At 68.4% G+C, this 22,910-nt stretch carries 17 protein-coding genes; 5 read left to right on the top strand and 12 right to left on the bottom strand.

Translation table 11 applies throughout. The features are described 5' to 3' along the window. Nucleotides 1–117 precede the first annotated feature (117 nt). From KY501_RS03500 to KY501_RS03490, 3 genes are read right to left on the bottom strand one after another with little or no spacing between them, the layout of a single operon-like run. Nucleotides 118–921 carry an ABC transporter permease gene (locus tag KY501_RS03500; protein WP_224361045.1) on the bottom strand — a complete coding sequence of 268 codons (804 nt, stop codon included), beginning with the start codon at nt 919–921 and terminating at the stop codon, nt 118–120. 5 nt (nt 922–926) lie between these two features. Beyond that, nucleotides 927–1,673, bottom strand: coding sequence for an ABC transporter ATP-binding protein (locus KY501_RS03495; protein ID WP_224361044.1), 747 nt, complete (start codon nt 1,671–1,673; stop codon nt 927–929). Nucleotides 1,674–1,715: 42 nt separating this feature from the next. Continuing rightward, on the bottom strand, nt 1,716–4,781 hold the full coding sequence (locus KY501_RS03490; RefSeq protein WP_224361043.1) for an adenylate/guanylate cyclase domain-containing protein: 3,066 nt from the start codon (nt 4,779–4,781) through the stop codon (nt 1,716–1,718). 237 nt (nt 4,782–5,018) lie between these two features. On the opposite strand from KY501_RS03490, the gene KY501_RS03485 reads away from it, so the two are divergent. Continuing rightward, complete coding sequence (locus KY501_RS03485; protein ID WP_224361042.1) at nt 5,019–5,918, top strand: hypothetical protein; 900 nt, start codon at nt 5,019–5,021, stop codon at nt 5,916–5,918. Between the two features lie 42 nt (nt 5,919–5,960). On the opposite strand, the gene rnr is transcribed toward KY501_RS03485, so the two are convergent. Both rnr and KY501_RS03475 read right to left on the bottom strand, forming a co-directional pair. Beyond that, nucleotides 5,961–8,879, bottom strand: a complete 2,919-nt coding sequence (gene rnr, locus KY501_RS03480) for a ribonuclease R (protein WP_224361041.1) — start codon at nt 8,877–8,879, stop codon at nt 5,961–5,963. Between the two features lie 119 nt (nt 8,880–8,998). Next, nucleotides 8,999–10,402, bottom strand: a complete 1,404-nt coding sequence (locus tag KY501_RS03475; protein WP_224361040.1) for a protease inhibitor I42 family protein — start codon at nt 10,400–10,402, stop codon at nt 8,999–9,001. Nucleotides 10,403–10,560: 158 nt separating this feature from the next. Here KY501_RS03475 and KY501_RS03470 point away from each other — a divergent pair, with 158 nt between their 5' ends. From KY501_RS03470 to KY501_RS03455, 4 genes are all read left to right on the top strand, one after another. Beyond that, entirely contained in the window at nt 10,561–11,799 is a 1,239-nt protein-coding gene (locus KY501_RS03470) for a molybdopterin molybdotransferase MoeA (RefSeq protein ID WP_224361039.1), read from the top strand. Between the two features lie 110 nt (nt 11,800–11,909). Then, nucleotides 11,910–12,581, top strand: coding sequence for a GTP cyclohydrolase II (gene ribA / locus KY501_RS03465; RefSeq protein ID WP_224361038.1), 672 nt, complete (start codon nt 11,910–11,912; stop codon nt 12,579–12,581). Beyond that, entirely contained in the window at nt 12,538–13,497 is a 960-nt protein-coding gene (locus tag KY501_RS03460) for an MBL fold metallo-hydrolase (protein WP_304608590.1), read from the top strand. The genes ribA and KY501_RS03460 overlap by 44 nt, the downstream gene beginning before the upstream one ends. Nucleotides 13,498–13,510: 13 nt before the next feature. Further along, nucleotides 13,511–14,749 carry a cytochrome P450 gene (locus KY501_RS03455; protein WP_224361037.1) on the top strand — a complete coding sequence of 413 codons (1,239 nt, stop codon included), beginning with the start codon at nt 13,511–13,513 and terminating at the stop codon, nt 14,747–14,749. A 9-nt stretch (nt 14,750–14,758) separates the two neighbouring features. Here the strand turns inward: KY501_RS03455 and KY501_RS03450 are convergent, their stop codons facing one another. From KY501_RS03450 to KY501_RS03420, 7 genes are all read right to left on the bottom strand, one after another. After that, a complete protein-coding gene (locus KY501_RS03450) occupies nt 14,759–15,922 on the bottom strand; it encodes an acyltransferase (RefSeq protein ID WP_224361036.1) in 1,164 nt (387 codons plus the stop codon). A gap of 96 nt (nt 15,923–16,018) precedes the next feature. Continuing rightward, complete coding sequence (locus KY501_RS03445; protein WP_224361035.1) at nt 16,019–17,731, bottom strand: fatty acyl-AMP ligase; 1,713 nt, start codon at nt 17,729–17,731, stop codon at nt 16,019–16,021. A 1-nt stretch (nt 17,732) separates the two neighbouring features. Beyond that, entirely contained in the window at nt 17,733–18,044 is a 312-nt protein-coding gene (locus KY501_RS03440; protein WP_224361034.1) for an acyl carrier protein, read from the bottom strand. 15 nt (nt 18,045–18,059) lie between these two features. Continuing rightward, nucleotides 18,060–19,028: an acyl-CoA desaturase gene (locus KY501_RS03435; RefSeq protein ID WP_224361033.1), complete on the bottom strand. Its 969-nt coding sequence runs from the start codon at nt 19,026–19,028 to the stop codon at nt 18,060–18,062. A 22-nt stretch (nt 19,029–19,050) separates the two neighbouring features. Further along, a complete protein-coding gene (locus tag KY501_RS03430) occupies nt 19,051–20,034 on the bottom strand; it encodes an acyl-CoA desaturase (RefSeq protein ID WP_224361032.1) in 984 nt (327 codons plus the stop codon). Between the two features lie 47 nt (nt 20,035–20,081). Further along, a complete protein-coding gene (gene lipB, locus KY501_RS03425) occupies nt 20,082–21,179 on the bottom strand; it encodes a lipoyl(octanoyl) transferase LipB (RefSeq protein ID WP_224361031.1) in 1,098 nt (365 codons plus the stop codon). Beyond that, nucleotides 21,176–22,894 (bottom strand): ClpX C4-type zinc finger protein, encoded by a 1,719-nt coding sequence (locus KY501_RS03420; RefSeq protein WP_224361030.1) that lies wholly within the window; start codon nt 22,892–22,894, stop codon nt 21,176–21,178. The genes lipB and KY501_RS03420 overlap by 4 nt, the downstream gene beginning before the upstream one ends. Between the last annotated feature and the right edge of the window lie 16 nt (nt 22,895–22,910).

Raw genomic sequence — 22,910 nt, 5'->3', positions numbered from 1 at the left:
CTCTCCAAGTACGCTGCTTCTTCGGGGACCAGATGGATCAGGTGCGGCGGTCGTCTCCTCATCCACCAGAGCTATTCATTCCCCACGACTATGTCGAATGACTTGTCGGACACTCCACTAGCTCACGCTCTCGGCGCTGTAGCGGGCAATGAGGCCCGTGCGCACGGCATGCCGGAACACGCTCATGAAGAACGCGCAGGCAAGCAGGATGTAGATCACCGCCAATCCCATGCCCCAGAGCAGCGTGGTGCCCGAGAAGGAGCCTCCCGCGACGATCGTCCGCATGCCCTCGAAGACATGGGACGGCGGCAACAGGTGCGAGATGAGCTGCATCCACGGTGGGAGCGTCGAGACGGGATAGAAGACTCCCGCGAACGGGGAGATCACGGCGGGGATGGGCCAGACGAACCACTCCGCGGACGGCCCGAGCCTCAGCACCACCGCGCTGCCGAAGATGCCGAGCGCGATCCCGAACAGGAACAGCACGAGCAGGAACGGCACGAGCAGCACACCGTAGGAGAACATGGACAGGCCAAATGCGGCGCTGGCCACGGCGACCATGACGAGGAGGCCAACGGAACTCGTCGCGATGCTGGAGAGCACCAGCCCGCCGACGTACTCCGAGATATGGATGGGCGACGCGAAGACGTTGAGGAAGTTGCGCGACCACACGTCCTCGAAGAACGCCATCGTCACGCCCTGCATGACTCGGGTGAGGAAGTCCCAGAGCAGCACCGCGCCCAGGAGCGAGGGCAGCAGGTTCAGCCCCGGCGCGGAGAAGGAGCTGAAGTACCGGGTGATGAAGCCCCACAGGATGATGTCGATGGCCACCCAGACGAAGAGCGGGAAGATGCGCGAGAGACTCCCGCGGATGAGGAAGAACTGACGCAGGACGATGGCGGCGGCACGTTGGATGGACATGATGCTCAGCTCTGGGCCAGCGCGAGCGGCTCTCGCGCCACGGTGATGAACAGCTCCTCGAGGGTGGCCTTGCCGTGCTCTCGCGGCAGCGTCTTGGGGTCTCCTTCGAGGAGCACCTTGCCGCGCGAGACGAAGAGCACGCGGTCGCAGACCTCCTCCACTTCGTACATGTTGTGCGACGTCCACAGCACACCGCTGGAACCGCTCGTGGAGAACTCGCGGATCCGAGCGCGGATGTCCTGGGCCGTCGCGGGATCGAGCGAGGCGGTGGGCTCGTCCAGGAGCAGGAGCCGTGGGCTGTTGAGCATGGCCTTGGCCAGGGCCACGCGCGTCTGCTCTCCCGAGGAGAGCACTCCGCACTTCACGTCCCGGAACTTCTGGAGATCGAACTGGGTGAGCAGCGTCTCGATGCGCTCGGAGAGCTTCTTCACACCGTAGAGGAGTCCGAAGACGCGCAGGTTCTGCTGGACGGTGAGGTTGCCGGGCAGCGGCGCGTAGACCGCGGCGAAGTTGGTGCACGAAAGCGCCTGGGAGCGCCGCTTCGAGAGATCCACGCCTTCGATGTGGATGGACCCGGCGCTCGGCTCGAGGACGCCGAGGACCATGTTGATGGTCGTGGTCTTCCCTGCTCCGTTGGGCCCCAGCAGCCCGACGATCTCGTTGCGTCGCACCTCGAACGAGATGCCGTCCACGGCGACGGTGGCGCCGTACTGCTTGCGCAGTTGCTGGACCGAGAGAACGTTATCGGTCATAGGCCCTGCATATCAGCGCGCGGGGCGCGCTGTAGCCTCTTCCTACGCCTTCAACGTGCGCAGCTCCGCCTCAAGGATCCGCAGCCAGCCGCGCAAGTCCGACGAGGCCCCCTCGAGCGGAACGTGCCGCGCGCGCTCCAGCCGACGGTGGACCTCCGCCCTGCTCTGCTCCGCCTCCGGGCTCCCAGAAGCTGCCGCGCGCAACGCGATCAGATCCAGCGTCGCCCGGAGCAGAGATGCCAGCTCGCGCAGCACCGGATCGTTCTCGAGCTCGGGTGCCGAGCCCAACGCCGAGAAGCTCCTCCGGGCCTCCTCTACCGCGCCCCGCGAAGCCTGGGACGCCGCCAGATGCAGCGAGAACCGCAGCGCGTGCCAACGAGACACCTGGGTCAAGATCGACGTGGCGCTCATCAAGTAGGTCTCGGCCACCTCCAGCACTCCCGAGTCCAGGAAGGCCCGGCCCAGCTCACCCCAGGCGCATCCCTCAACGATGCGCATGCCCAACTGCCGAGCCAGCTCCACCACGGCTTCCAGGTGCTCACTCGCCTCGGAGGGGCGATCCGCATCCAGCAGGCAACAGCCCAGGTTCAACCGCGCGAAGGCCTGCCCCGAGCGGCTGCCCGCGCCCAGAGCCTTCGCGAGCGCCTCCTCCAAGAAGCGCACCGCCTCGGCCGTGCCGCCGGCTTCACCAATCGCCAACGCCAGGTTGTTGAGGAAGAGCACCTCGAAGGTCAGATCTCCCACCGCCCGGAACAACCCCAGCGCCGCATGCAGGTGAGGCACTGCCGCTCCCGGGCCACTGCGCACCTGCTCGATGATGCCCAGGTTCCCAACCGTATAGGCCTCCAGCCACCGGTCCCGTCCCGAGGGCAGGCTCCGTGCCTCCTGGATGAAGCGCCAGGCCTCGTCCACGTGCCCCTCATGCCGGGCGACGATCGACAGATCGACCAGGATCCGCTTCTCCTGCACTCCCGCGCCCAGCGTCCGGAACGAGGCACGCGCCTGCTCCAGATCCCTGCGCGCCGCCGCGAGCTGCCCCGTCTCCAGCCAGGCCCGGCCTCGCACCGCCAGCGCCTCGGCGCGCAGCAGCGAGTCCTGGGAGAGCGTCGACGCCTGCTCCAGCGCCCGATCCAACCGCGGCAGGGTGATGCCCACCGGCCCGCGAGAGGCGATGTCCGGCTCCAGCGCCACCAACGCATCCAGCGATCGCTTCACGGACTCGGGAGTCGGCGGCCACGAAGCCAGCCCGTGATCGCACACGGCCAGCAGGTTCTCCCGCTCCAGCATCAGCCGGCGGAGCGCCTCCACTCCTCCGCCACGTGCCGGACCACGCAGCTCCCGTGCCATCGACAAATAGAAATCCGCCTGGCGGCCAATGAGCGCCGCGCTGTCCTCTGTCTCGGCCAACCGGGCAGAGGCGTACTCACGGATGCTCTCGTACATGCCGAGGCGCAATTCGCCCGGCATCGCCTCCGAGGCCCCTGCCCGTAGCAGTGACTTGGACCGCAGCGCCTGGACGCTCTCGAGTACGTCCGGCCCGCCCGCCACCGGCGCGAGCACCGCCTCGGCCGCCTCCAGGGTGAAGCCTCCTCGGAACACCGAGCACTGCGCCAACACCGCCTGCTCCGTCACATCGAGCAGGTTCCACGACCAGTCGATCGCCCCTCGGAGCGTCGCCTGCCGAGCCACCGCGTCCCGTTGCCCGCTGCGCAGCAGATCGAAGCGCTTGGACAGCCGATCCCGGATCTGCCCCACGCCCAGCAGCGCCGTGCGCGCCGCCGCCAGTTCGATGGCCAGGGCAATCCCATCCAGTCGCCGAACGATGTCCGCCACCAGCGGCGCCTCGGACTCGGTCAGCTCGAAGCCCGGCCGAGCCACCTCCGCCCGGCGGACGAACAGGCGCACCGCCTCCGCGCGGGAGATCGCCTCCAGCGTGCGCGCGGACTCGTCCGGCAGCCCCAGCGGAGCCAGATCCAGGATCCGCTCTCCCGCCAGGCGCAGGGACTCCTGCGAAGTCACGAGGAAACGCGCTTGCGGCGCCAGGACGATCCACCGCCGGAGCGTGGCCGGTACGTGCTCCAGCAGGTGCTCCAGGTTGTCCAGGATGACCAGCGCGGGCCCGCGCCCGCTCAGCGCGCGCCCCAACTGGCCCACCAAATCCTCCCCCGAACCGCTGCTCAGGTGCGCCCCGAGCGCCTGCCCGACGACGTGGCAGATGTCCTCGAGCGTCTTCGCCTCGGTGAGATCGCACCACCACACGCCGCCCTCCCAGGAGCGCGTGCCCAATTCGAGGCTGCCGAAATGGGTGACCAACCGCGTCTTCCCCATGCCCCCCGGCCCCATGATCGTGATGAGCCGCGCTCCCTCCGAGAGCCACAGCCGCAGCGTGTCCAGCTCCTCCTCGCGGCCGATGAAGTCCCCCGCATCCTCGGGGAGGTTGCCGCGCCGCTCCTCCTGCACGCGAAGGGACTCGAAGCGCCGCTCCGCCAGCGACAGGGGCAGCACCTCCAGGAGCGGAACAGGCTCGGAGATACCCTTGAGGCGGAAGTTGCCGAGCACGCGCACCGAGGGCCGCCCCAGGCGCTCCAGCATGCCGGCCACCTGGGCCCACGCCGCGCCGCTCAGCAGCACCTGGCCGCCGTGGCCCGCATCCGCCACGCGGGCCGCCACGTTCACCATCCGGCCCACGTAGTCCACCTGGCCGGTGCGGGAATCCACGCGCAGCTCGGGCTCGCCCACGTGCACGCCCATGCGCACGCGCAGGCCCCGGAACAAGAGCCCATGCGGCCCTCGCTCCACCGCCCCCTCGGGCTGAGCCAGCAGTTCCTCCGGCCAAGGAGCGTTGAGCAGCACTTCCTGCACGTCCAGACACCAGCGCATCGCGTCCGACACCGTGGGGAAGGCGACCATGAAGGAGTCGCCCTGCGTCTTCACCTCGTAGCCCGAGGTGGTTCCCAGCAGGGTGCGGAGGATGCGGTCGTGCAGCTCCAGCGCCAGGCGCATGCCCGTGCTGCAACGCTCCCACAGCAAGGTGGAGCCCTGGATGTCGGTGAAGACGAGGGCCACCGTGCCGGATGGGGCTTCCATGGGCCTGGCGAGAGCGTTCATGACCGGCTTCGAGCCCGACGGGACCCGACACCCGGAACAGTGCCGTGGGGCTCTCCACAAGAGAGGCATCCGCGGGCCACAGGCATCCCCCGCTATCGGGAACTGGACGGAGGATCGGCGGGCTGTTGAGCACCGCACGCTTCTCACGTTCGGAAACGAAAACCCGATCACCCTGGAAACGGACCGCCCTTCATTACCGTGTCACGGTCGCCATCTTGTCTAGCTGAAAGGACCCCCATGACAGAGATGACCCCCCAGACCCTGAGCCGCGCGGGAGTCCGAGTCCGTGCGAAAGGAGCAAGCAGGTGGGCCCTGGCCGTGATGCTGCTGCTGGCAGCGTCGGGCTGTGGCCCCGCGGAGGAGGAGCCCGAGCCCTTCTCACCGAGCACCCGGAGCCAGGAACTCGACTCGATGAACGGGCTATCGGCCAACGGGCTCAGCGCGAATGGACTCTCAGCCAATGGGCTCAGCGCGAACGGACTCTCGGCCAACGGGCTCAGTGCCAATGGCCTGTCCGCGGAGAACTTCGCGTCCTGGTTCGCGACGAATCCCGCGCTGAGCGACATGGTGATGCGCTACATCGTCCGGTGCGCCGTGCCCGCGGGAGAGACGCGCTCCTATACGGATCCGCAGACGGGTCAGAGCTATAGCTGGAGCGGCAACCTGGGGCTGGCTCCGGATTGGGCGGCCGGCGCGCCCGCCACTACGGCCGAGCAGCAGGTCATCACCGCGTGCCTCATGGCGCATGTGAACCGGTACGGGCTCAGCATCCCCATCTCGGTGCTGGGCCGGGATGCGCACGGAGAGCTCATCCCCTACAGCATCCAGGAACTCGCGACGTTGAGCGTCCGGGAGGCCTGCTTCTTCGGCAACCTCTTCACGGACGAGGGGCTCTTCTTCGGCGTGGACCGGCTCATCAGCAGCGACAGCGCGTACCTCACTCGGGCCTGCGCGGGGATGAGTTCAGCGCAGCAGTGCGAGCCCATGCAATTCGTCGGCGCCTGCTGGCTGCACTGCACCCCCGAGCTGTTGATGCCCTTCTACAGCCGGTGCACGCACAACGGGGTGTCCTACCGGGCCATCACCACACGGATGCGCGTCGTGGACTACGAACAGCTCTTCCAGGACGCTCCCTGACCTTGGGCAGGATCCAGTCCCTGCCCCGAACGCGAGGGTGGCTCAGCGCTTCCTTCGCCCAGGCTTGAACTTGCCTCGAGCCTTCTGCGGCTTGCCGCCTCCCGAGCCCTTGCTCTTGCCCGCGGGCGCGGCGCGGCTCGCCTTCTTGCCCCCGGGCGAGGCATTGTGGGCAGGTCGCTTCTCCCATCTCTCGCGGGGAGGAGCCTCCTGCGCACCGGCAGGGCCTCCAGCGGGGCGGCCCTCCTCACTCGTGCGACCACGCCGGGCTGCGAGCGCACGCAAGCGATCGAACCCGGGAGGAGGAGCCGGTGGAGGTGCATCCGCCATGAAGGCCGCCAGCGGATCGCCCTCGGCGATGGGATGAGGCTCGGGGCTCCAGGGAGACTGTGACGCTTCGGCGTCACGCTCCCGCTGGGCTGACTCTGCTGGGCGCACGATGAAGCGCCTGCGCCCCGTGGCTTCTGGCTGCTCCGAGATTTTCTCTCGCGGCTCGGGGCGCCGGGGTGCCTGCTCCCACTCGGCACCGCGCTCGCTCTTCCAGCGCTTGCGGTCGACCTTGCTTGGCGCCGCCTCCTCTCGCTGGCCGTCTCGGACGAAGCGACGGCGCTTCTCCTCGCTGACGACGCCAAACCGAGGCGCCGCGTCGTCCGGGCTCCAAGCCCCGAACCGGCTCCCGGGAGAACGGGCGCGCTCCTGCCGCGGCTCCTCCTCGAAACGAGACGTGGGCTGCCAACCCGGCCGTTCCGGGCGCTGAGCGCGCTCACGGCGCGCCACGGGCCGGCCTTCGATCTCCAGGGGCTCGAAGTCCATCTGCCGCCGCTCGGTGCTCACGGAGGTCAGGCGCACGCGGCACTTCTGGCCCACACGGATGCGCCGCCCGTCCGAGAACACGAGCGCGTGCAGCATCTTGTCCAGCTTCCCGCCGAACCCGAGCGCATCGAGCTTGATGAGGCCCTCCACATGCTCGGTGTCCAGCTCCACGAAGGAGCCGAACTCCGCGAGCCCGGAGATGGTGGCGTCGAACTCCTCGCCCACCCGGTCCTTCATGAGGAGCGTGGCGTAGAAGGAGACGACCTCGCGCTCCACCTGCATCGCGGCGCGCTCGCGCTCGGAGCTCTGCTCGGCCATCTCCTCCAGCAGGGACTCCTCGCGCTCCAGCGCTGCCTGCGAGCGCTTCTTGCCCTTGCGCGCCCACTGCGCCTTGAGCAGCCGGTGCACGAGCAGATCCGGGTACCGGCGGATAGGCGAGGTGAAGTGCAGGTAGTGCTCGGCCGCCAGGCCGTAGTGCCCCACCCGCGAGGCCGAGTACACCGCCTGCATCATCGAGCGCAGCAGCAGTTGGTTCAGCGCGCGCTGCTCCGGGTGGCCCTCGAGCTGGGAGATGAACGCGTCCAGTTCCTTGGACGACACCCCGTCCTCGAAGCGCAGCTTGAATCCGTAGGCCTGCGCCAGCGCGGCGAAGGCGGCCAGCTTCTGCTCGTCCGGCTCGCCGTGGAAGCGGTAGACGGTGGGCAGCCCTTCGTCCTGGAAGAACTTCGCGACCGCCTCGTTGGCGGCCAGCATGCACTCCTCGATGAGGCGGTGGCTCTCCTTGCGCTCGCGCTTCTCCATGCGCGCGGGCATGCCGTCCTCGCCCATCATTACCTTGTGCTCGGGCAGATCGAAGTCGATGGCCCCCCGCTCCTTGCGCATGGCTCGAAGCGCACGAGAGACCACCAGCAGCCGCTCGAAGAGGGGACGCAGCGCGTTGCGGTGAGGCACGTCCTTGCCGTCCAGGACGTCCTGCACCTCGTTGTACGTGCACCGGGCCACGCTGCGCATGACGCCCGGGTAGAGCTCATAGGAGCGCAGGTGGGCGCGCGCGTCGAACACCATGTCGGCCACCATGCACAGCCGATCCTCGTCCGGCCGCAGCGAGCAGATGCCGTTGCTCAGCCGCTCCGGGAGCATGGGCAGCACGCGATCCGGCAGGTACACCGAGGTGGCCCGGCGCAGCGCCTCGGCATCCAGCGGCTGGCCCTCGCGCACGTACTGCGTCACATCCGCGATGGCCACCACCAGCCGCCAGCCCGAGCCATGAGGCTCGGCGTACACCGCGTCATCGAAGTCCCGCGCGTCCTCGCCATCGATGGTGATCAGCTGCATGGAGCGCAGATCCCTGCGCCCCTCTGCTCGCGACTCCTCCTCGGAGACGGCGGGGCCCACGCGGTCGGCCTCGTCCATCACCTCGGGAGGGAACTCGTCGTTGAAGCCCTGGCCATAGGCGATGGAGAGCACCTCGGCACTCGGATCGCCCGGCCGGCCGAGCGACCCGGCCACCTCGCCAATGAGGCCCTCGCCCTCCTCCAGCATCCCCGCGCCCACGCCCAGGCGCACCTTCACCAGGTCGCCAGGACGTGCCATCTGCGTACGAGGGACGCGGATGGGCCCCTGCAGGCTGTTGTCGTTGGGAACCACCTGCGCGTGCCGCGCTCCCAGCTCCGAGTAAACGCCCACGACGAGTTCGCGGCGCCGCTGCACCACGTCCACCAGACGGCCCTCCAGCCGCCCCGGACGCCCCGCCACCTCCACGAGGACGCGATCGTTGTCCAGCGCGCGCGAGGCCTCCGCGGGAGGCAGGAACACGTCGTCGCCCTCTCCGGACAATGGGCGGACGAAGCCGTAGCCGTCGCGGTGGACGGTGAGGATGCCCTCCACTTGGGTGGGCTCGGAACGGGTGGGAAGAGGGCCCTTGCGCCCCTTGCGCCGCTCGGGCTCGGAGGACTCGGCGCGCCGCTGCTCCAGCCGGAAGCGCTTGCCCTCCTTGAGGATCTCTCCCTGGCGGACCATTTCCCGCAAGGTGCGCTTGAGGGTTGTCTGCTCTCCAGGGTGCATCCCCGCCAGCCGCAGCAGCTCTTTCACCCCCAGGGGGTGATCGGCATCGGCGAGGATCTGTCTCAGTTGCTCAGAGGAAGGAGTCACAAAGTGTCGGGTCGCGGGCCTTCCCGCTCATTGGAACGGGTAGGCCCGGACGTGCCGGACAGGAACCCCCCAGGCAGCCGTGCTCGGTCCCTGGCTTGCTCCAGGTCCGAGCCCAGCGCTCAAGGCTTGACCGTCACGTTGATCTTGAACGAGCGCTCCACGACGCCCGGAGTGAAGGCCTTCGCGAGGAAGAACTCCATCTCCGAGGTGCCGGGGTTGCGCGGGGTGAAGAAGAATTCGCGGGTGGCCACGGCGCCCGCCTCGCCCGGCTCGTACCGAGCCTCGCGCAGGCCCACGCGCTTGGCCGCCGTGGGCTCGATGGCCCAGGTATACCCGGGCTGCTCCTGCAGGCGCACGGTGAGGCCGTGGTTGAGCTTCACGTCCACGGAGGTGGGCACCTCGCCCTCCACGTGGACGATCTCCATGTCCTCGCGGGACACGCGCGCCTCGGGCGGACGCGGCTCGAAGTTCTCGACGATGATCCTGCCGCCCCAGCCGGAGGACTTCTCCACCACACCGGTGATGAAGAGCAGCTGTCCCACGTACTTGCGCATCCCCTTGGTGCCCTTGCCCTCGAAGATGAAGGACACCTGCTGGCGCGTGCCGGCGTTGGAGACCACGAGCACGAAGTCCTCGCCCGTCATCTCCAGGTTGCCGCGCAGCGAGGCAAAGCCCTTGATGCCCGAGCCCATGCCGGCGCTCGTGACCATGGACACCTCGCCGGGGGACAGGAAGCGAAGCTTGGCCTCGGTCTCGGCGGGCGGGGGCGCGGGGGCCTCGGCCTCCGGCTTCTTCGCCGAGTACTTCCGCACATCCACCGTGCCGCCGTAGTTCGTCGTCTTGCGGATCAACCCGCTGACGGAGACCTTGTGGTCCACATAGGCGGGCAGCACTTCCTGATCCGGGCCCTGCAGCAGGAACGTCAGCTCGCGCTTGTCCCGGCCCACGACGAGCAGGTTCGGCATGCCGTCGGTGACGACGAGCCGGCCCTTGAGGCTGCCCTCGCCGAACACGCCGCGGCCTTCGCCAGCGGACAGCAACTGCTCCATCTCTCGCTTGGTGAGCGCGTCACCCACCGGGGGGAGCTTGGTGGCGCGGGGACGGGGCTTCTCCTGAGGAGGGGCTGCCGGAGCCGCGGCGCCCTTGCCCTTACCTGCCGCGGGAGCCTTCGCCTTGCCCTCGGCCTTCTCGGTCTTGGCCTCGGCCTTCTCGCCCTTGGTCTCGGCCTTTTCACCCTTGGGGGGCGTCTCGGCCTTCGCAGCGGACTCTGCCTTGCTGGCGGTCTTGCTCTTGGGAGCCGCGGCCTTGGGGGCGGCACTCTTCGCCGCGGCCTTGGGCGCTGCCTTCTTCGCCGGCACTTTACCCTTCGTCACTTCTGCCACCTTGTCCTTGACGGCCTTGGCCACCTTCGTCGCCGCCTTCGCCACCCGCTCGCTCGCGTTCTTGAGAAGCTCCAGCCGCGCAGCCTTGTCCTTCTTGGCAGCGGGGGTCGCCTTCTTGGCCCCAGACTTGGGCTTGGCCATCGACGCTGTCTCCTTGGATCCCGTGTTATTTCAACGGGTTGGCGGATCTCCCCTGGCGGGGGGGCGTGTCACGCGAACAACGTCGCTTGTAACGATGATCCATGGGACTGTCAAACAAAGTCTTGAATTTCCTAGAGACTTCGATCTCAGTGCACCCCATGAGCGCTGAAAACGAGCTGCTATCGGTGGAGGACGCGCGGGCCCGATCGCTCGCCCTGGCCTCCCCTCTTGCCGTGGAGTGGGTGCGCCTGGACGAGGCGCTGGGGCGCGCGCTGGGCGCGGATGTGACTGCGCAGCGCACGCTGCCCCCGTGGGACAACTCGGCCATGGACGGTTACGCGGTGCGTAGCGCCGATCTCCTGAGCCCTCTGCCCGTCCGCCTCGCCGTGGGGGAGATCATCCACGCCGGGGAGATGCCCGAGGTGGAGCTGCGCCCAGGTGTCTGTGCCCGGATCATGACGGGTGCGCCGCTGCCCGTTGGGGCGGACGCGGTGGTGATGCAGGAGCGAACCCGAGCCATCGCCAGCGAAGGCGCCGAGGGCCCGGCCGTGGAGATCCTCGAGGCCGTGCCGCCCGGAACCTTCGTCCGCCCCCGAGGTGAGGACGCTCGGGCCGGAGAGCCGCTGCTCGCGCGAGGCACCCCCCTGGGCATCCCGGAACTGGGACTTTTCACCGCCCAGGGGATGCTCACGGTGCCGGTGCCGCGCCGGCCTCGAGTGGCCATCCTCTCCACGGGCGACGAGCTCTGCCGCGCGGACGAGCCCCCTGAAGGCCGCATCGTCGACACCAACGCGCCCTCGCTGGCGCTGGCGGTGGCTCGGGCCGGAGGCATCCCCACGCTGCTGGGCATCGCCCGGGACACGCAAGAAGAGGTGTCCGCGCGCCTGGCGGATGCCCAGGGGTTCGATGTGGTGATCACCAGCGCGGGTGTCTCCGTGGGCGAGCGCGACTTCGTGAAGGCGGCGCTCCATGAGCAGGGCGTGGAGATGAACTTCTGGCGGGTGGCCATCAAGCCCGGCAAGCCGCTGGCCGTGGGGCGGCGCGGCAACACCCTGTACTTCGGGCTGCCCGGCAACCCCATCTCCTCCCTGGTCACCTTCGAGCTGTTCGTCCGCCCGGTGCTGCGCAAGCTGCTCGGGCACACGGACGTGGAGCCTGCGCGGGTGTCCGGCCGCCTGGATGGCTCGTTGCGCAAGTCCGCCGGGCTGGCGCACTACATCCGTGTAGCAGCCATCTGGCGAGACGGAGAGCTGTGGGCCCGCCCGCTCGCTACCCAGACGTCTGGGGCGCTGCGATCAGCGGCCTCGGCCACCCACCTGCTCCACTTCCCCCGCGAGGCGAGCAGCCTGGCTCATGGGGAACATGTCGTCCTCTTGCCTGTCTCCTGGATCGCTTGAGCAACTCCTGAGGGTCCTCTACATCCAACCTGTTGGATCGCTGGGCCACACTTGACTTGAACCCCAACGACCCCCGAAAAGGGGGCCTCATCCCGGGAGAATGGTTTCCCATGTCCGACACGCGTCCACCCCAGGTGCTCCCCTCGCGCAAGCCGACCCAGAACCTGGAGCGGTTCTCCGAGGCGGACATTCCGACCGAGCGGGGAGTGCTGAGGACGGTGGTGTTCCGGGATCGGCGCAACGGCCGTGAGCACGTGGCCATCGTCGTGGGCGAGGTAGCAGGCAAGGAGGGGGTCCCCGTCCGGGTGCACTCCGAGTGCCTGACTTCGGAGGTGTTCGGCAGCCTCAAGTGCGACTGCCGCGAGCAGCTGGACCGGGCCCTGGACTTCATCACCCAGGCGGGGTGTGGGGTGGTGCTGTACCTGCGTCAAGAGGGTCGCGGCATCGGCCTGGGCAACAAGATCAAGGCCTATGCCCTGCAGGCCAAGGGGTACGACACCTACGAGGCCAACCGGCAATTGGGTTTCGCGGATGATCTTCGCAGCTATGATATTGCAGCGGAGATGCTGAGGTCCCTGGATGTGCCGTCGGTGGACCTGATTACGAACAATCCATTGAAGATCGCGGGGCTGGTGGAGGAAGGCATCCCGGTGCGGCGTCGAATCCCTTCCCGGACCGAGCACAATCCGCATAACGTCGGATACCTGAAGACCAAGCGCGAGCGCACGGGGCACCTGATTGAGCTCTTCGCCGAGGAAGACACCGAAGCCAAAGCCGGCTGACAAGCCGCTGAAGTTCCGCGCCCGCCAGGCGGCGCGCCGGGTCCAGGCCGCCGTGAAGGGGGCCAAGGGCACGTCGTCGAAGACGCACTTCCACGTCCGGTTCTGGGGCGTGCGTGGCTCCATTCCCTCACCGGGCCCGCATACCCGGCGCTACGGCGGCAACACCCCGTGCGTGGAGATGCTCGTGGGGGACAAGCTGCTGGTCTTCGATCTGGGCACGGGCGCACGGCCGTTGGGCGACGCCCTGCTGGCCTCGGGGCAGCCGGTGAGCGCCTCGGTGTTCCTGTCGCACTACCACTACGATCACCTGCAGGGCCTGCCCTTCTTCACGCCCATCTTCGTCCCGCAGAACGCGTTCACCTTCTACGGGGCCGCGCGCAACGGGCAGTCGGTGAAGCAGATCCTCGCGGGGCAGATGACGCAGCCCTACTTCCCGGTGACGGCGGAGGGCGTGTTCCGAGCGCGGCTCGAGTACCACGACATCCAGGCCGGCGAGCAGATCACCGTGGGCCCGGCGCAGGTGCGCACGCTGGAGCTGAACCACCCGGGCGGCAACCTGGGCTACCGCGTGGAGTGTGACGGGCGCTCGGTGGTGTACGCCACGGACATCGAGCACGGCGGCGGAGACGAGGAGCGCTTCTTCGAGTTCGCCCGGGGCACGGACCTGCTCATCTACGACTCGATGTACACCGAGGACGAGTACTGCGGCCGTCACGGTCCGCCGCGCACGGGCTGGGGCCACTCCACGTGGCAGGCCGCGGTGCGCGCGGCGAACGAGTCCCAGGCGAAGACGCTGGTGCTCTTCCACCATGATCCGACGCGCGACGACGCGGCGATGGACCGGTTGGTGCGTCAGGTGCGCAAGCACCGCCCCGAGGTGATCGCCGCCAAAGAGGACATGATCCTCAAGCTCTAGGAAGGGAGCGGGGATGGACGACTCCACCGGCCCCCTGAGCACGGATCTGGCGAACCCGGAACTCTACGAGCGCAACGAGGCTCGTGAGCTCTTCGCGCGTCTGCGCAAGGAGCGCCCCGTCGCGTGGAGCCTGGGGCCTGATGGGCACGGCTTCTGGTCGGTGCTCCGGTACCAGGACATCGCCACGGTGTCGAAGAACCCTCGCCTCTTCTCTTCGGCGTGGCACCTGGGCGGCCATCGCATCCACGACGAGGCCAACGCGGAGATCCTCAAGGGCCCCGGGCCCACGATGCTCACGCTGGATCCGCCGGAGCATGGCACCTACCGCGGCCTTGTCTCTCCCGGGTTCAACGCCGAGCGCATTCGCGGGCTAGAGGCTAGCATCCGGGCTCGGGCGACGGAGCTGCTCGATCGCATCGCCCGGCGCGGGGAGTGCGAGTTCATCTCCTCCGTGGCCGCGGAGCTGCCGATCCAGGTCCTCGCCGAGCTGCTGGGCGTGCCTCCCGAGGACAGGCCCCGGCTGTTCGAGTGGTCCAATGCGCTCGTTGGCGAGAGCGATCCGGAGCTGCGCAAGCCGGGCGAGTACATCCACCAGTGCCTGAAGGAGATGCGGGCGTACGCGCAGAAGCTGTGGCGCGAACGGCTGCGGCGGCCCGGGGACGATCTGGTCTCGATGCTGGTGCACACTGAGTTGGAGGGGACGGGGGACGTCATCTCCGTGCCGGCGTACTACGCCACCTTCTCCTTGCTGGTGGTCGCTGGGAACGAGTCGGTGCGGAACTCCATCGCGGGAGGGCTCGTGGCCCTCTCGCAGCATCCCGAGCAGCGGCAGCGGCTGCTGGACACCCCAGCGCTGATCCCCCAGGCAGCGAAGGAGATCGTCCGCTGGGTGTCTCCGTTCCTCCACTCTCGCCGCACGGCCACCGAGGACACCGAGCTGGCTGGGCAGCGCATCGCCAAGGGAGACAAGGTCGTCCTCTGGTACCTCTCGGGCAACTATGACGAAGAAGTGTTCGAGCAGCCCGAGCGCTTCGACGTGACACGCGCCGGCCAGCCGCCCCACCTGGGCTTCGGTCATGGACTGCACTTCTGCCTGGGCTGGCGGCTCGCGGAGCTGCAGTTGACCGTCGTGTTCCAGGAGCTGCTGCGCCGCTTCCCGGACATGGAGCCGAGTGGGCCCATCCGCCGGGTCCGGTCCAACTTCGTGAACGGCATCAAGGAGATGCCGGTGCGCTTCACTCCGGAGCGCTGAGCCGCCAGTTCAGGCTTTCGCCTCCGGCAGGATCAAGGACACCTCGGACCCTTCGTCGGTCTGCTGGATGGCGGCAGTGCGTGACTCGACGGCTGGCAGCAGGGTCCGCAGCGGCGGCCCCCTGCCGAAGTCGAGCATTCCGAAAGGAAGGCGGGACACGTTGGTCACCAGGAACCCGTTCCGAGGGTCGGCCAGGTGGACGTCCTCGAAGACCCGTGGCCCCTGCTCTCTTCGGAGCTGCTCGAGGCACTCGAGCGAGTCACGGGCGCCACGCTCATCGAGGACCGCACGAACGGACTCCTGCACCCGTGCAGCGAGCTCGGGGATCGACTCGCGCTCAAGGAGCTCTCGGTCGAGCCACAGCGGTGCGGCCCGCACGGCGTTCCCGAAATAGCTCTGGGGCAGCCCTCCGTAGCTGCGGCGGTAGTCGATGGGAACGGACAACGCGAGCCCCTCGGGTCCGGCGAGGACGTGCGCGTACGTCTTGAGGAGCCAGGCACAGAGCAGGTCATTCTCGAAAAGCGTCGGGCCTCCGGAGGAAGGCTCGAGCGCTGGCGGTACCCTCCGCACTCCAAAGGTGGCGGGCTGGGGAGACTCCACGGCTCTCGTCCCAGGGCTCCACGTGAAGCCCGTCCTGCGCCAGACGTCCTCCGGCTTGATGGCCGTCTCTCTCGACTGGAGTCCGGCAGCCAGCACGCTCCGATCCCAGGTGGGCGCATCAGCGGTGCGGCCGAGTGTCGCCCGTGACCACGCTCGCAAGAACGTGAAGAAGCCGTGGCCATCCGTCACAGCGTGCGACACGGTCACGCTCAGGATGCTGCCGGAGGGCATCCGCGTCAGGCGGACGCCCAGCAGCGGTTGCTCCAGCCCCGTTGCCAGCCGGGGAACGAACTCCCCCAGAGACTCCGGGCCACTCAGCTCACCGGGCGCCCGGGGTGTCTCGCGGACCTCGATCCATTGGGACGGGACCTGCGACGGTGCGAACCCCAGGCGGGCATCCGGCAGCTCGACGAGATGACACGCGAGGGGCGTAAACCCCTGGAGCACGGTGGACAGGGACGCCTCGAGCCGGCCCGCATCGAGGTGCTCCCCGTACTCCAGGACGGCCGAGAAGGCATGGCCGACGAAAAGGTGATCGATCGGAGAGAGGGGAAAAGGTCCGGTGGAGGGCACAGGAAGAAACCGGGGTGGGGCCGGGGCGGGCCGGGTTTGCGCCAACTGGTCCAACCAGCTTACCAGTTGGTCCAGACCGCGCCCCGAGGGGGGACCTCAACCTCGCGCGAGTTCGTCGAGTGCTCCCGCCTCGAACATGGAGCGGCACTGGCGGCGCTGGATCTTCCCGCTCGAGGTCCTCGGAATGCCACCGGTCCTCACGAGCACCGCCACGTGCAGTTGCAGCCCGTATTCCTCCGAGAGCGTTTGCCGCAGTTGGCCCACGATCTCCTCCACGGGCGGCGACTCCTGGAACTCGCGCTGGACCTCCTGGGCGATGACGAGCTTCTCCGTCCCCTTGTCCTCGACGAGGAAGGCAGCGGCGCACCCGGCTCGCAGCGCGGGGTGGCTCTGGCCGATGGACCACTCCAGATCATGAGGGTGGTAGTTGCGGCCACGGATGATGAGGACGTCCTTCAGGCGCCCCACCACGAACAGTTCCTCGCCCTTCTTGAAGGCGAAGTCCCCCGTGCGCAGGAAGCTCCCCTCCCCTGTCTCCAGGTGCGCCCCGAACGTCTCCGCTGACTCGTCAGGACGCCCGAGATAGCCCCCCGCGACGCCAGGGCCTCTCACCCAGACCTCTCCCACTTGCTCAGGAGCTACACGGGCCCGGGTCTCAGGATGAACGATCAGCACCTCCGTATCGAGGCCCGCCGTGCCACACCCGACGATGGTCGTCGAGCCCGAAGCGCCCTCGGGCACCTCCACCACCCGCCCCTGTTCGAGCGCCACGTTGTCGACGGTGCAGAGAATGGGCTCCGCATCGAGCCGACCTCCTGTCACGGCCAGCGTCGCCTCGGCCAGGCCGTAGCACGGGTAGAAGGCAGAGCGGCGGAAGCCCTGAGGCGCAAACGCATCCTGGAAGCGCTCCAGCGTGTCACGGCGGATCGGCTCCGCGCTGAGATAGGCCTGCACCCAGTTCCCCAGGTCCAGCCCTTCCCGTTCCCGAGGCGGGATCTTCCGGACACAAAGATCGTAGGCGAAGTTGGGCCCACCCGAGTGGGTTCCCTTGTATCGCGAGATCGCCTCGAGCCACCGCCGGGGCCGGCGGATGAAGGCCAACGGAGACATCATCACGCTGATACAACCAGCGTACACGGGCTCGAGCACTCCGTTGATGAGGCCCATGTCGTGGAAGCACGGCAGCCACGTCACCGAGACGCTCTGCTCGCCAAGCAGCAGCGGCCGCCGGATGCACTCCATGTTGGCCATCAGGTTGGCATGGCTGACCATGACGCCCCGAGGAAGGCGCGTCGAACCCGAGGTGTACTGGAGGAAGGCCAGGTCCTCGGGCTTCACGCGGTGTTCACCCGGCGAGTCCGGTCCGCTGTCCATCGCATCGGTGGCGATGAGCGGCAGTCCAGCCAGTTGCTCACTCTGCGAGAGCCACGCCTGGAGCATCGGCAGCAGATCCCCCGCGGTCAGCACGGCCGCGGCGTGGGCATCATCGACGATCGCCTGGATCCGCGAAGTCCGCTCGGTGGGGAGCGGAGGAGGAACCGCGATGGGGATCACTCCGGCGGCGAGACAGCCGAAGAACGCTGTCACGAAGTCGAGCCCCGGCAGGTAGAAGAGTAGGACGCGCCGACCCGTGAGCCCTTCCCTCTGGAGCGCCCGCGCCACGGTCGCATGGCGCGCTCGCAGCTCCGCGAAGCTCAGGCGGGCCGATTCGGTCTCCCCCTCTTCGAGGAACAGGAAGGCCGTGCGCTCTCCATGGGCCTGAGCGCGGTGCTCCAGGACCTCGAGCACAGTCCCCATCGAGTCCCCCATCTCACTTCTCCGGCTTGCGCAGCTTCGCGCGGTTCGCGGTGACGAACTCGGCCAGGGCTTCGATCGTCTTGTACTCGTAGAGGAGCTTGGGGTTGATCTCACACCCGAGCCACTGCCCGAGATCGCCCGTGAGCGCGACGGCGGCGGTCGAGTCGAGGCCATAGCGCCCCAGCGGCAACTTGGGGTTGACCTCCGAGGGCTCGAACTCGAGCAGATCGGCGATGTACGTCACCAGCCACTGCTGAACGGCCGCCGCATCGGGCACTCCCTCAGAGGGCTGCCCCGACACCCCAGGACTCTGCTCTTTCGACATTCGACGTTCCTCCATTCATCTCGGGAGCCGTGCTTCACCCGCCGCCACGGAGCGCGCCGCCCGCTCGGCAGAGCCTTCCTCCGAACCCCAAGCCTCTTCAGGAACGGCACTCCGGGAAGCAATGGCACTGGCCGGGGGCCGCTTGACGTTCCAGACCCAACCGAGCCCCTCGAGCCCCCGGAGCACGATCGCCCCCGGATCGAGCTGCCACCACTCGAGCCCGAACACCCCCGAGGATGGAAACGCATGGTGGTTCTGGTGCCAGCCCTCGCCGAAGGTCGGCAGCGCGAGCAGCGCATTGTTGGCGCTGTTCCCTCGAATGGCGAACGGACGGCTGCCATGGCTGTGCGCGATCGAGCCGATGGCCAGGCTGATCTGATAGGCCACGAAGATGCGAGCGAATCCACCCCACAGCAGTCCCTGGAGCGCTCCGGCGAAGCTCCAGGTGAGCAGCCCTCCGAGCAGCGCCGGTACCACCAGCCCCAAGCCGATCCAGAGGAAGTAGAAGCGGCTCCACAGCCGGATGGCGGGTGACCGCATCAAGTCCTTCGCATAACGCACGGTGTCGGGGATCTCGTGGCTGTAGGTCCAGCCCAGGTGCGCATGCCACAGGCCTCGCAGATTCCCGAGGGGCTTGTCGCCATGGACATAGGGAGAGTGGGGATCCCCCGCCACGTCCGTGAAGCGATGATGGGTCCGGTGGTTCGCCACCCAGTAGATGAGCGGCCCCTGGCAAGCCATGGAGCCACAGACGGCCAGCGCGGCCTGGATCCACGGAGCAGCCTCGAAAGAGCGGTGGGCGAAGTAGCGGTGGAACCCCACGGTGATCCCCACCATGCTCAGCGAATACATGAGGCAGAACAGCCCGACTTCGACCGGGCCGATGCCCCAGCGAAGGCTGGTCACCAGCGCGGCCACCGAGCCCGCCAGGGAGAGGACGACCACCCCGATCGCGTGGAGCTTCTTCGATCTATCGAGCTGCACGGCTCCCTCCCTGCATGTCCGGCTAGCCCACCGAAGTCCCTGCTTCGCCGCGAGGCTCCACGCCGTCCCACGGGTGCCGAGCCTCGGGCGGAGGCACCTTCACGTCGGAGGCAAGCCCGGCACGCTCGAAGCCTCGGATCAGCCCACCCCCGAGATCGAAGTGCCACCACCGGAACCCGACGAACGCCGAGCTGGGAAAGGCATGATGCGTGTTGTGCATGGCCCCTCCGAACGTGGGGATCACCAACCAGAGGTTGTTCGTGCTCCAATCCCCCGTCTGGAAGGGGCGCGTCCCGAAGACGTGACAGAAGGAGTTCCCCGCGAACGTCGCGTGCTGCACGAGGAACATTCGCACCAGCCCTCCCCACAGCAGGCCCGACACGGCGCCGGACACGGAGCCCGCGACCAGCCCTCCAATGAGCGTCGGCACGCCCAGGCCGATCAGCACCCACAGGTAATAGAGCTGGTTGATCCGGGTCAGCGTCGTGTCGCGGAGCAGATCCTTGGCGAGCCGGATCGGGTTGGCCGGCGCGTGGCCGAACATCCACCCCACGTGCGCATGCCAGAGCCCCGAGACGACTCCCCGCTGCTGGCCGCGCTCATCCAAATATGGCGAGTGCAGATCCTCCTCGCTATCACTTCGCGCGTGGTGGAGGCGGTGATTGCTGGCCCAGTAGATGACGGGCCCCTGCGCCGCCATGCTCCCGAACACGGCGAGCATCGCTCGAAGAAGCGGATGCGCCTTGAACGATCGATGCGAGAAGAGCCGGTGATAGCCCACGTCCACGCCCATCATCGTGACGGCGTACATCCCCACGAGCAGCGCGATCTCCACAGCCTTGAACCCATGGAGGAAAGCGCCCACGAGGGCCACGCCGCTCCCCAGGAACGGCACGATCAACGTGACGAGGGCATGCAACCGCTGGCGGGTGCGCACCGCGCGGCCGTCGATGGTCAGTCGCTGGGCCGCACTGGAGGTCCGCACCTCCTGGCCGTCGGAAGACATGGTGAGCAGATCGAGTGGAGGAGGGAATGGAAAGCTTGAGGGCGAGGTCACCCCCCTGTCAACTCCCCCCGGAGCGCCACGGCGCGCTTCACTCCCTCTCGAAGGCCCCGGTACTCCAGCCGCTCGAGCGCGGTGTTCGGACTGACCCACTCGTGGGCGTCGTGCTCGGCGCTGAGCCGCACCTCGTGCCCCTCCGGGCACCACGCGACGAAGGCCGTCTCCTCCACCAGCATCGGCGGAAGGATCTCTCCGAGCGCGAACGCGTGCCGGTAGTCCAGCGCGCGCACAGGCACGTCCAGGCCGGTCTCCTCCTTCAGCTCTCGCGCGGCGGTCTGCTCTGGAGACTCGCCCGGCTCCACGCGGCCCGTGATCGTCTGCCAGAAGCCTCCGCGCTCGGGAATGCGGCGCACCATCAGCACCCGGGCCTCGGGACCGTGCCCTCGCAGCACGGTGATGCTGACCGTGCGCACGGAGACGCCGGACTCGCGCCGCTCGCTCTCGAAGACGGAGCAGAAGTGACGGGCGAGCGTGTCCTCCACGTCCGGCACGGAGACGAGGTGGCCCAGCTCGCGCTTCATCGAGGTGACCCCCGCCTCGCGGATGCCGCACGGCACAATCAGGTTGAAGTGCGGCAGGTGCGTGTTGACGTTCAGCGCGAAGCCGTGCGTCGTCAGCCAACGGGAGATGTGGATGCCGATGGCCGCGATCTTCCGTGTGTCCGGTGCACCCTCCTGCCCCAGCCACACCCCAGGCCACTTGGGGATGATGCCGGCATGGAGCCCGTACTCCGCGAGCGAGTCGATGACGCAGCGCTCCACGTCTCGCACGTAGCGCCGCACATCCTGGCGCTCCTTGGGCAGCAGGAAGATGGGGTAGCCGACCACCTGCCCCGGCCCGTGGTAGGTGACGTCTCCTCCGCGGTTGGTCTGGTAGAGGTCCACTCCCTCCGAAGCCAGCAGCTCGTCACTGGCGAGGACGTTCTCCCGCTTCGCGCCTCGCCCGAGCGTGAGGACGGGCGAATGCTCCAGCAGCAACAGCGAGTCTCCGATGAGCTCCTGCTTCCGCGCCTCCGCGAAGCGCTGCATGAGCGTCAGGCCATCCTCGTACTCCACGCGGCCCAGCTTGTAGACCGTGAGCGTGTTCACACCGAACCCTTCCGCCGGCCTCGCCGGCCCGGCTTCGTCGCCGCACCCTTCCCTGCCACCTTCTTCGTCCGCGCCTTCTTCTCTTCCCCCGCGAGGCTCCAGGAGCCCGCCAGCACACGCGTCAGCAGCGCGCTCAGCTCGTGTCCGGCCCGAGGCGAGCGCACAGCCTCCGCGGCAAAGGCGGCGAGCACCGGCTCGGACAAGGCGAGCTCCGAGCCGCGCAGGGCCAAGCGCCGCCGGGCGATCTCCAGGAACTCGACCTCGGTGGGCACCTGGAGCGGGATGGAGACCTGGACCTGCTCGAGCAGCTCCAGCGGCACCGAGTCGAGCACGGCCGCGGACAGGGCGCTGGTGGTGAACACCGGCAGGCTGCCCGACGCGCCATGCAGCACGAAGCTGGGAGCCTCCAAGGTGCCACGCGCGCTCATCAGCACCGTTCGCTCCGGGTAGCGCGCAATCAAGGAGCTGAGCCTCGCCCAGTCCTCGGGCATGTACCGCTCCACGTCCTCCACGAGCACCAGGGAGCCGCCACCGCCCTGCTCCAGCGTGTCGAGCGTCGCGATCGTCCCCCGATCCTCGCGCGCCAGCTCCCGGAACCAGACGGTCTTCCCACAGCCCTCTGGGCCCACCACCAGCAGCCGGCGGGCCCCCGCCTCCAAGGCCCGCTCCAGAAGCGCGCGAGCCTCCTGCTGGCCGATGAAGGGCATCCCCTCGCCCTGGGCCTCCTTGCGCCGCGAGGCCCGAGGACGCACCGCGCTCATGTCTTCCAGCGAGAGCAGTCCCCGCGACTCCATCACGCACCCAGCGCAGATGAAGGAGCCCGTGGGACCCGCGACCAACTCCCCCACCTCCACACCCGGGCGGCAGCAGAACGAGCACCAGGCATCGATGGCGGGATCGGCTCGGGTCGGTCCCCGTTCGATCAGCGAACGCTCCTCGGCGCGCTCCCCGTCTCCCTGAGTGCCCTCCTCGGAGTCAGACCCGAACTCGGGAGGAACCGAATGCGAGGAGACGGCTTCGTAGGAATCGACCTGCACATCCGCCACCAGGGCCGTCACACCGCCCTCGACGAGAGGCCTCACCTCCAGCGCCACGGAGGCGGCCGCATGCGTCACCGAGCTGCCGGGATGGCGCGGGCTCTCCGTTCGAGGCTCAGGCTCCGCGACCGGGCGCAGCTCGAGATCCCCCTGCGAGTCCTCCTCCTCGACCGACCACTCACGCGGAGCCCGCTCCTCCTCCTGGGCATTCCGAAGGGCCCAGTCGAGCGCCCGCCGACTCGCGTCCTGGAGATCCACGGGACGATTGGCGCCCGCCTCGACGCTCCAGCGCTTCACCTCATCCTCGGCTTCGCCTCCGTCCCCCGAGACGCCTTCCTGCTGCCTCAACGCCGCATCGATGAGCCGCTGACGCTCGGCCAGCTCCTCGGGAGCCGACCTCAGCTCCCGAACACGGCCACCAGACTCGAAGTCTTCCCCTGGAGACGCCCCAGCGCTCGACTCCTCCGCCTCCATCTCCAGCCGGATGAGCTCCTCGGCCACATCGTCCCGGCTCGGGTCCAGGCTCTGGGCATGGCGCAGCAACTGGAGCGCCCGCACCAGGTTGCCCGACTGCCGGTAGAGCTCGGCCGCCTTGCACAGCTCGGCGATGGCACCGGCCTTGTCGGCCCTCAGCTCCGCCGCCTGGGCGGCTCGGATGTGTTCGCGAGGATTGGCCATGGGGTAAGCGTAACCC

This window comes from Hyalangium versicolor, assembly GCF_020103695.1.
GTDB classification, from domain to species: domain Bacteria; phylum Myxococcota; class Myxococcia; order Myxococcales; family Myxococcaceae; genus Hyalangium; species Hyalangium versicolor.
Note: the sequence above shows the minus strand (reverse complement) of the source record. Positions and strands in the feature narration are given on the sequence as shown.

Coding starts and splice junctions, on each gene's coding strand:
- KY501_RS03500 (WP_224361045.1), bottom strand. CDS start 921: ATGTCCATCCAACGTGCCGCCGCCATCGTCCTGCGTCAGTTCTTCCTC.
- KY501_RS03495 (WP_224361044.1), bottom strand. CDS start 1,673: ATGACCGATAACGTTCTCTCGGTCCAGCAACTGCGCAAGCAGTACGGC.
- KY501_RS03490 (WP_224361043.1), bottom strand. CDS start 4,781: ATGAACGCTCTCGCCAGGCCCATGGAAGCCCCATCCGGCACGGTGGCC.
- KY501_RS03485 (WP_224361042.1), top strand. CDS start 5,019: ATGACAGAGATGACCCCCCAGACCCTGAGCCGCGCGGGAGTCCGAGTC.
- KY501_RS03475 (WP_224361040.1), bottom strand. CDS start 10,402: ATGGCCAAGCCCAAGTCTGGGGCCAAGAAGGCGACCCCCGCTGCCAAG.
- KY501_RS03470 (WP_224361039.1), top strand. CDS start 10,561: ATGAGCGCTGAAAACGAGCTGCTATCGGTGGAGGACGCGCGGGCCCGA.
- ribA (WP_224361038.1), top strand. CDS start 11,910: ATGTCCGACACGCGTCCACCCCAGGTGCTCCCCTCGCGCAAGCCGACC.
- KY501_RS03455 (WP_224361037.1), top strand. CDS start 13,511: ATGGACGACTCCACCGGCCCCCTGAGCACGGATCTGGCGAACCCGGAA.
- KY501_RS03445 (WP_224361035.1), bottom strand. CDS start 17,731: ATGGGGGACTCGATGGGGACTGTGCTCGAGGTCCTGGAGCACCGCGCT.
- KY501_RS03440 (WP_224361034.1), bottom strand. CDS start 18,044: ATGTCGAAAGAGCAGAGTCCTGGGGTGTCGGGGCAGCCCTCTGAGGGA.
- KY501_RS03430 (WP_224361032.1), bottom strand. CDS start 20,034: ATGTCTTCCGACGGCCAGGAGGTGCGGACCTCCAGTGCGGCCCAGCGA.
- KY501_RS03420 (WP_224361030.1), bottom strand. CDS start 22,894: ATGGCCAATCCTCGCGAACACATCCGAGCCGCCCAGGCGGCGGAGCTG.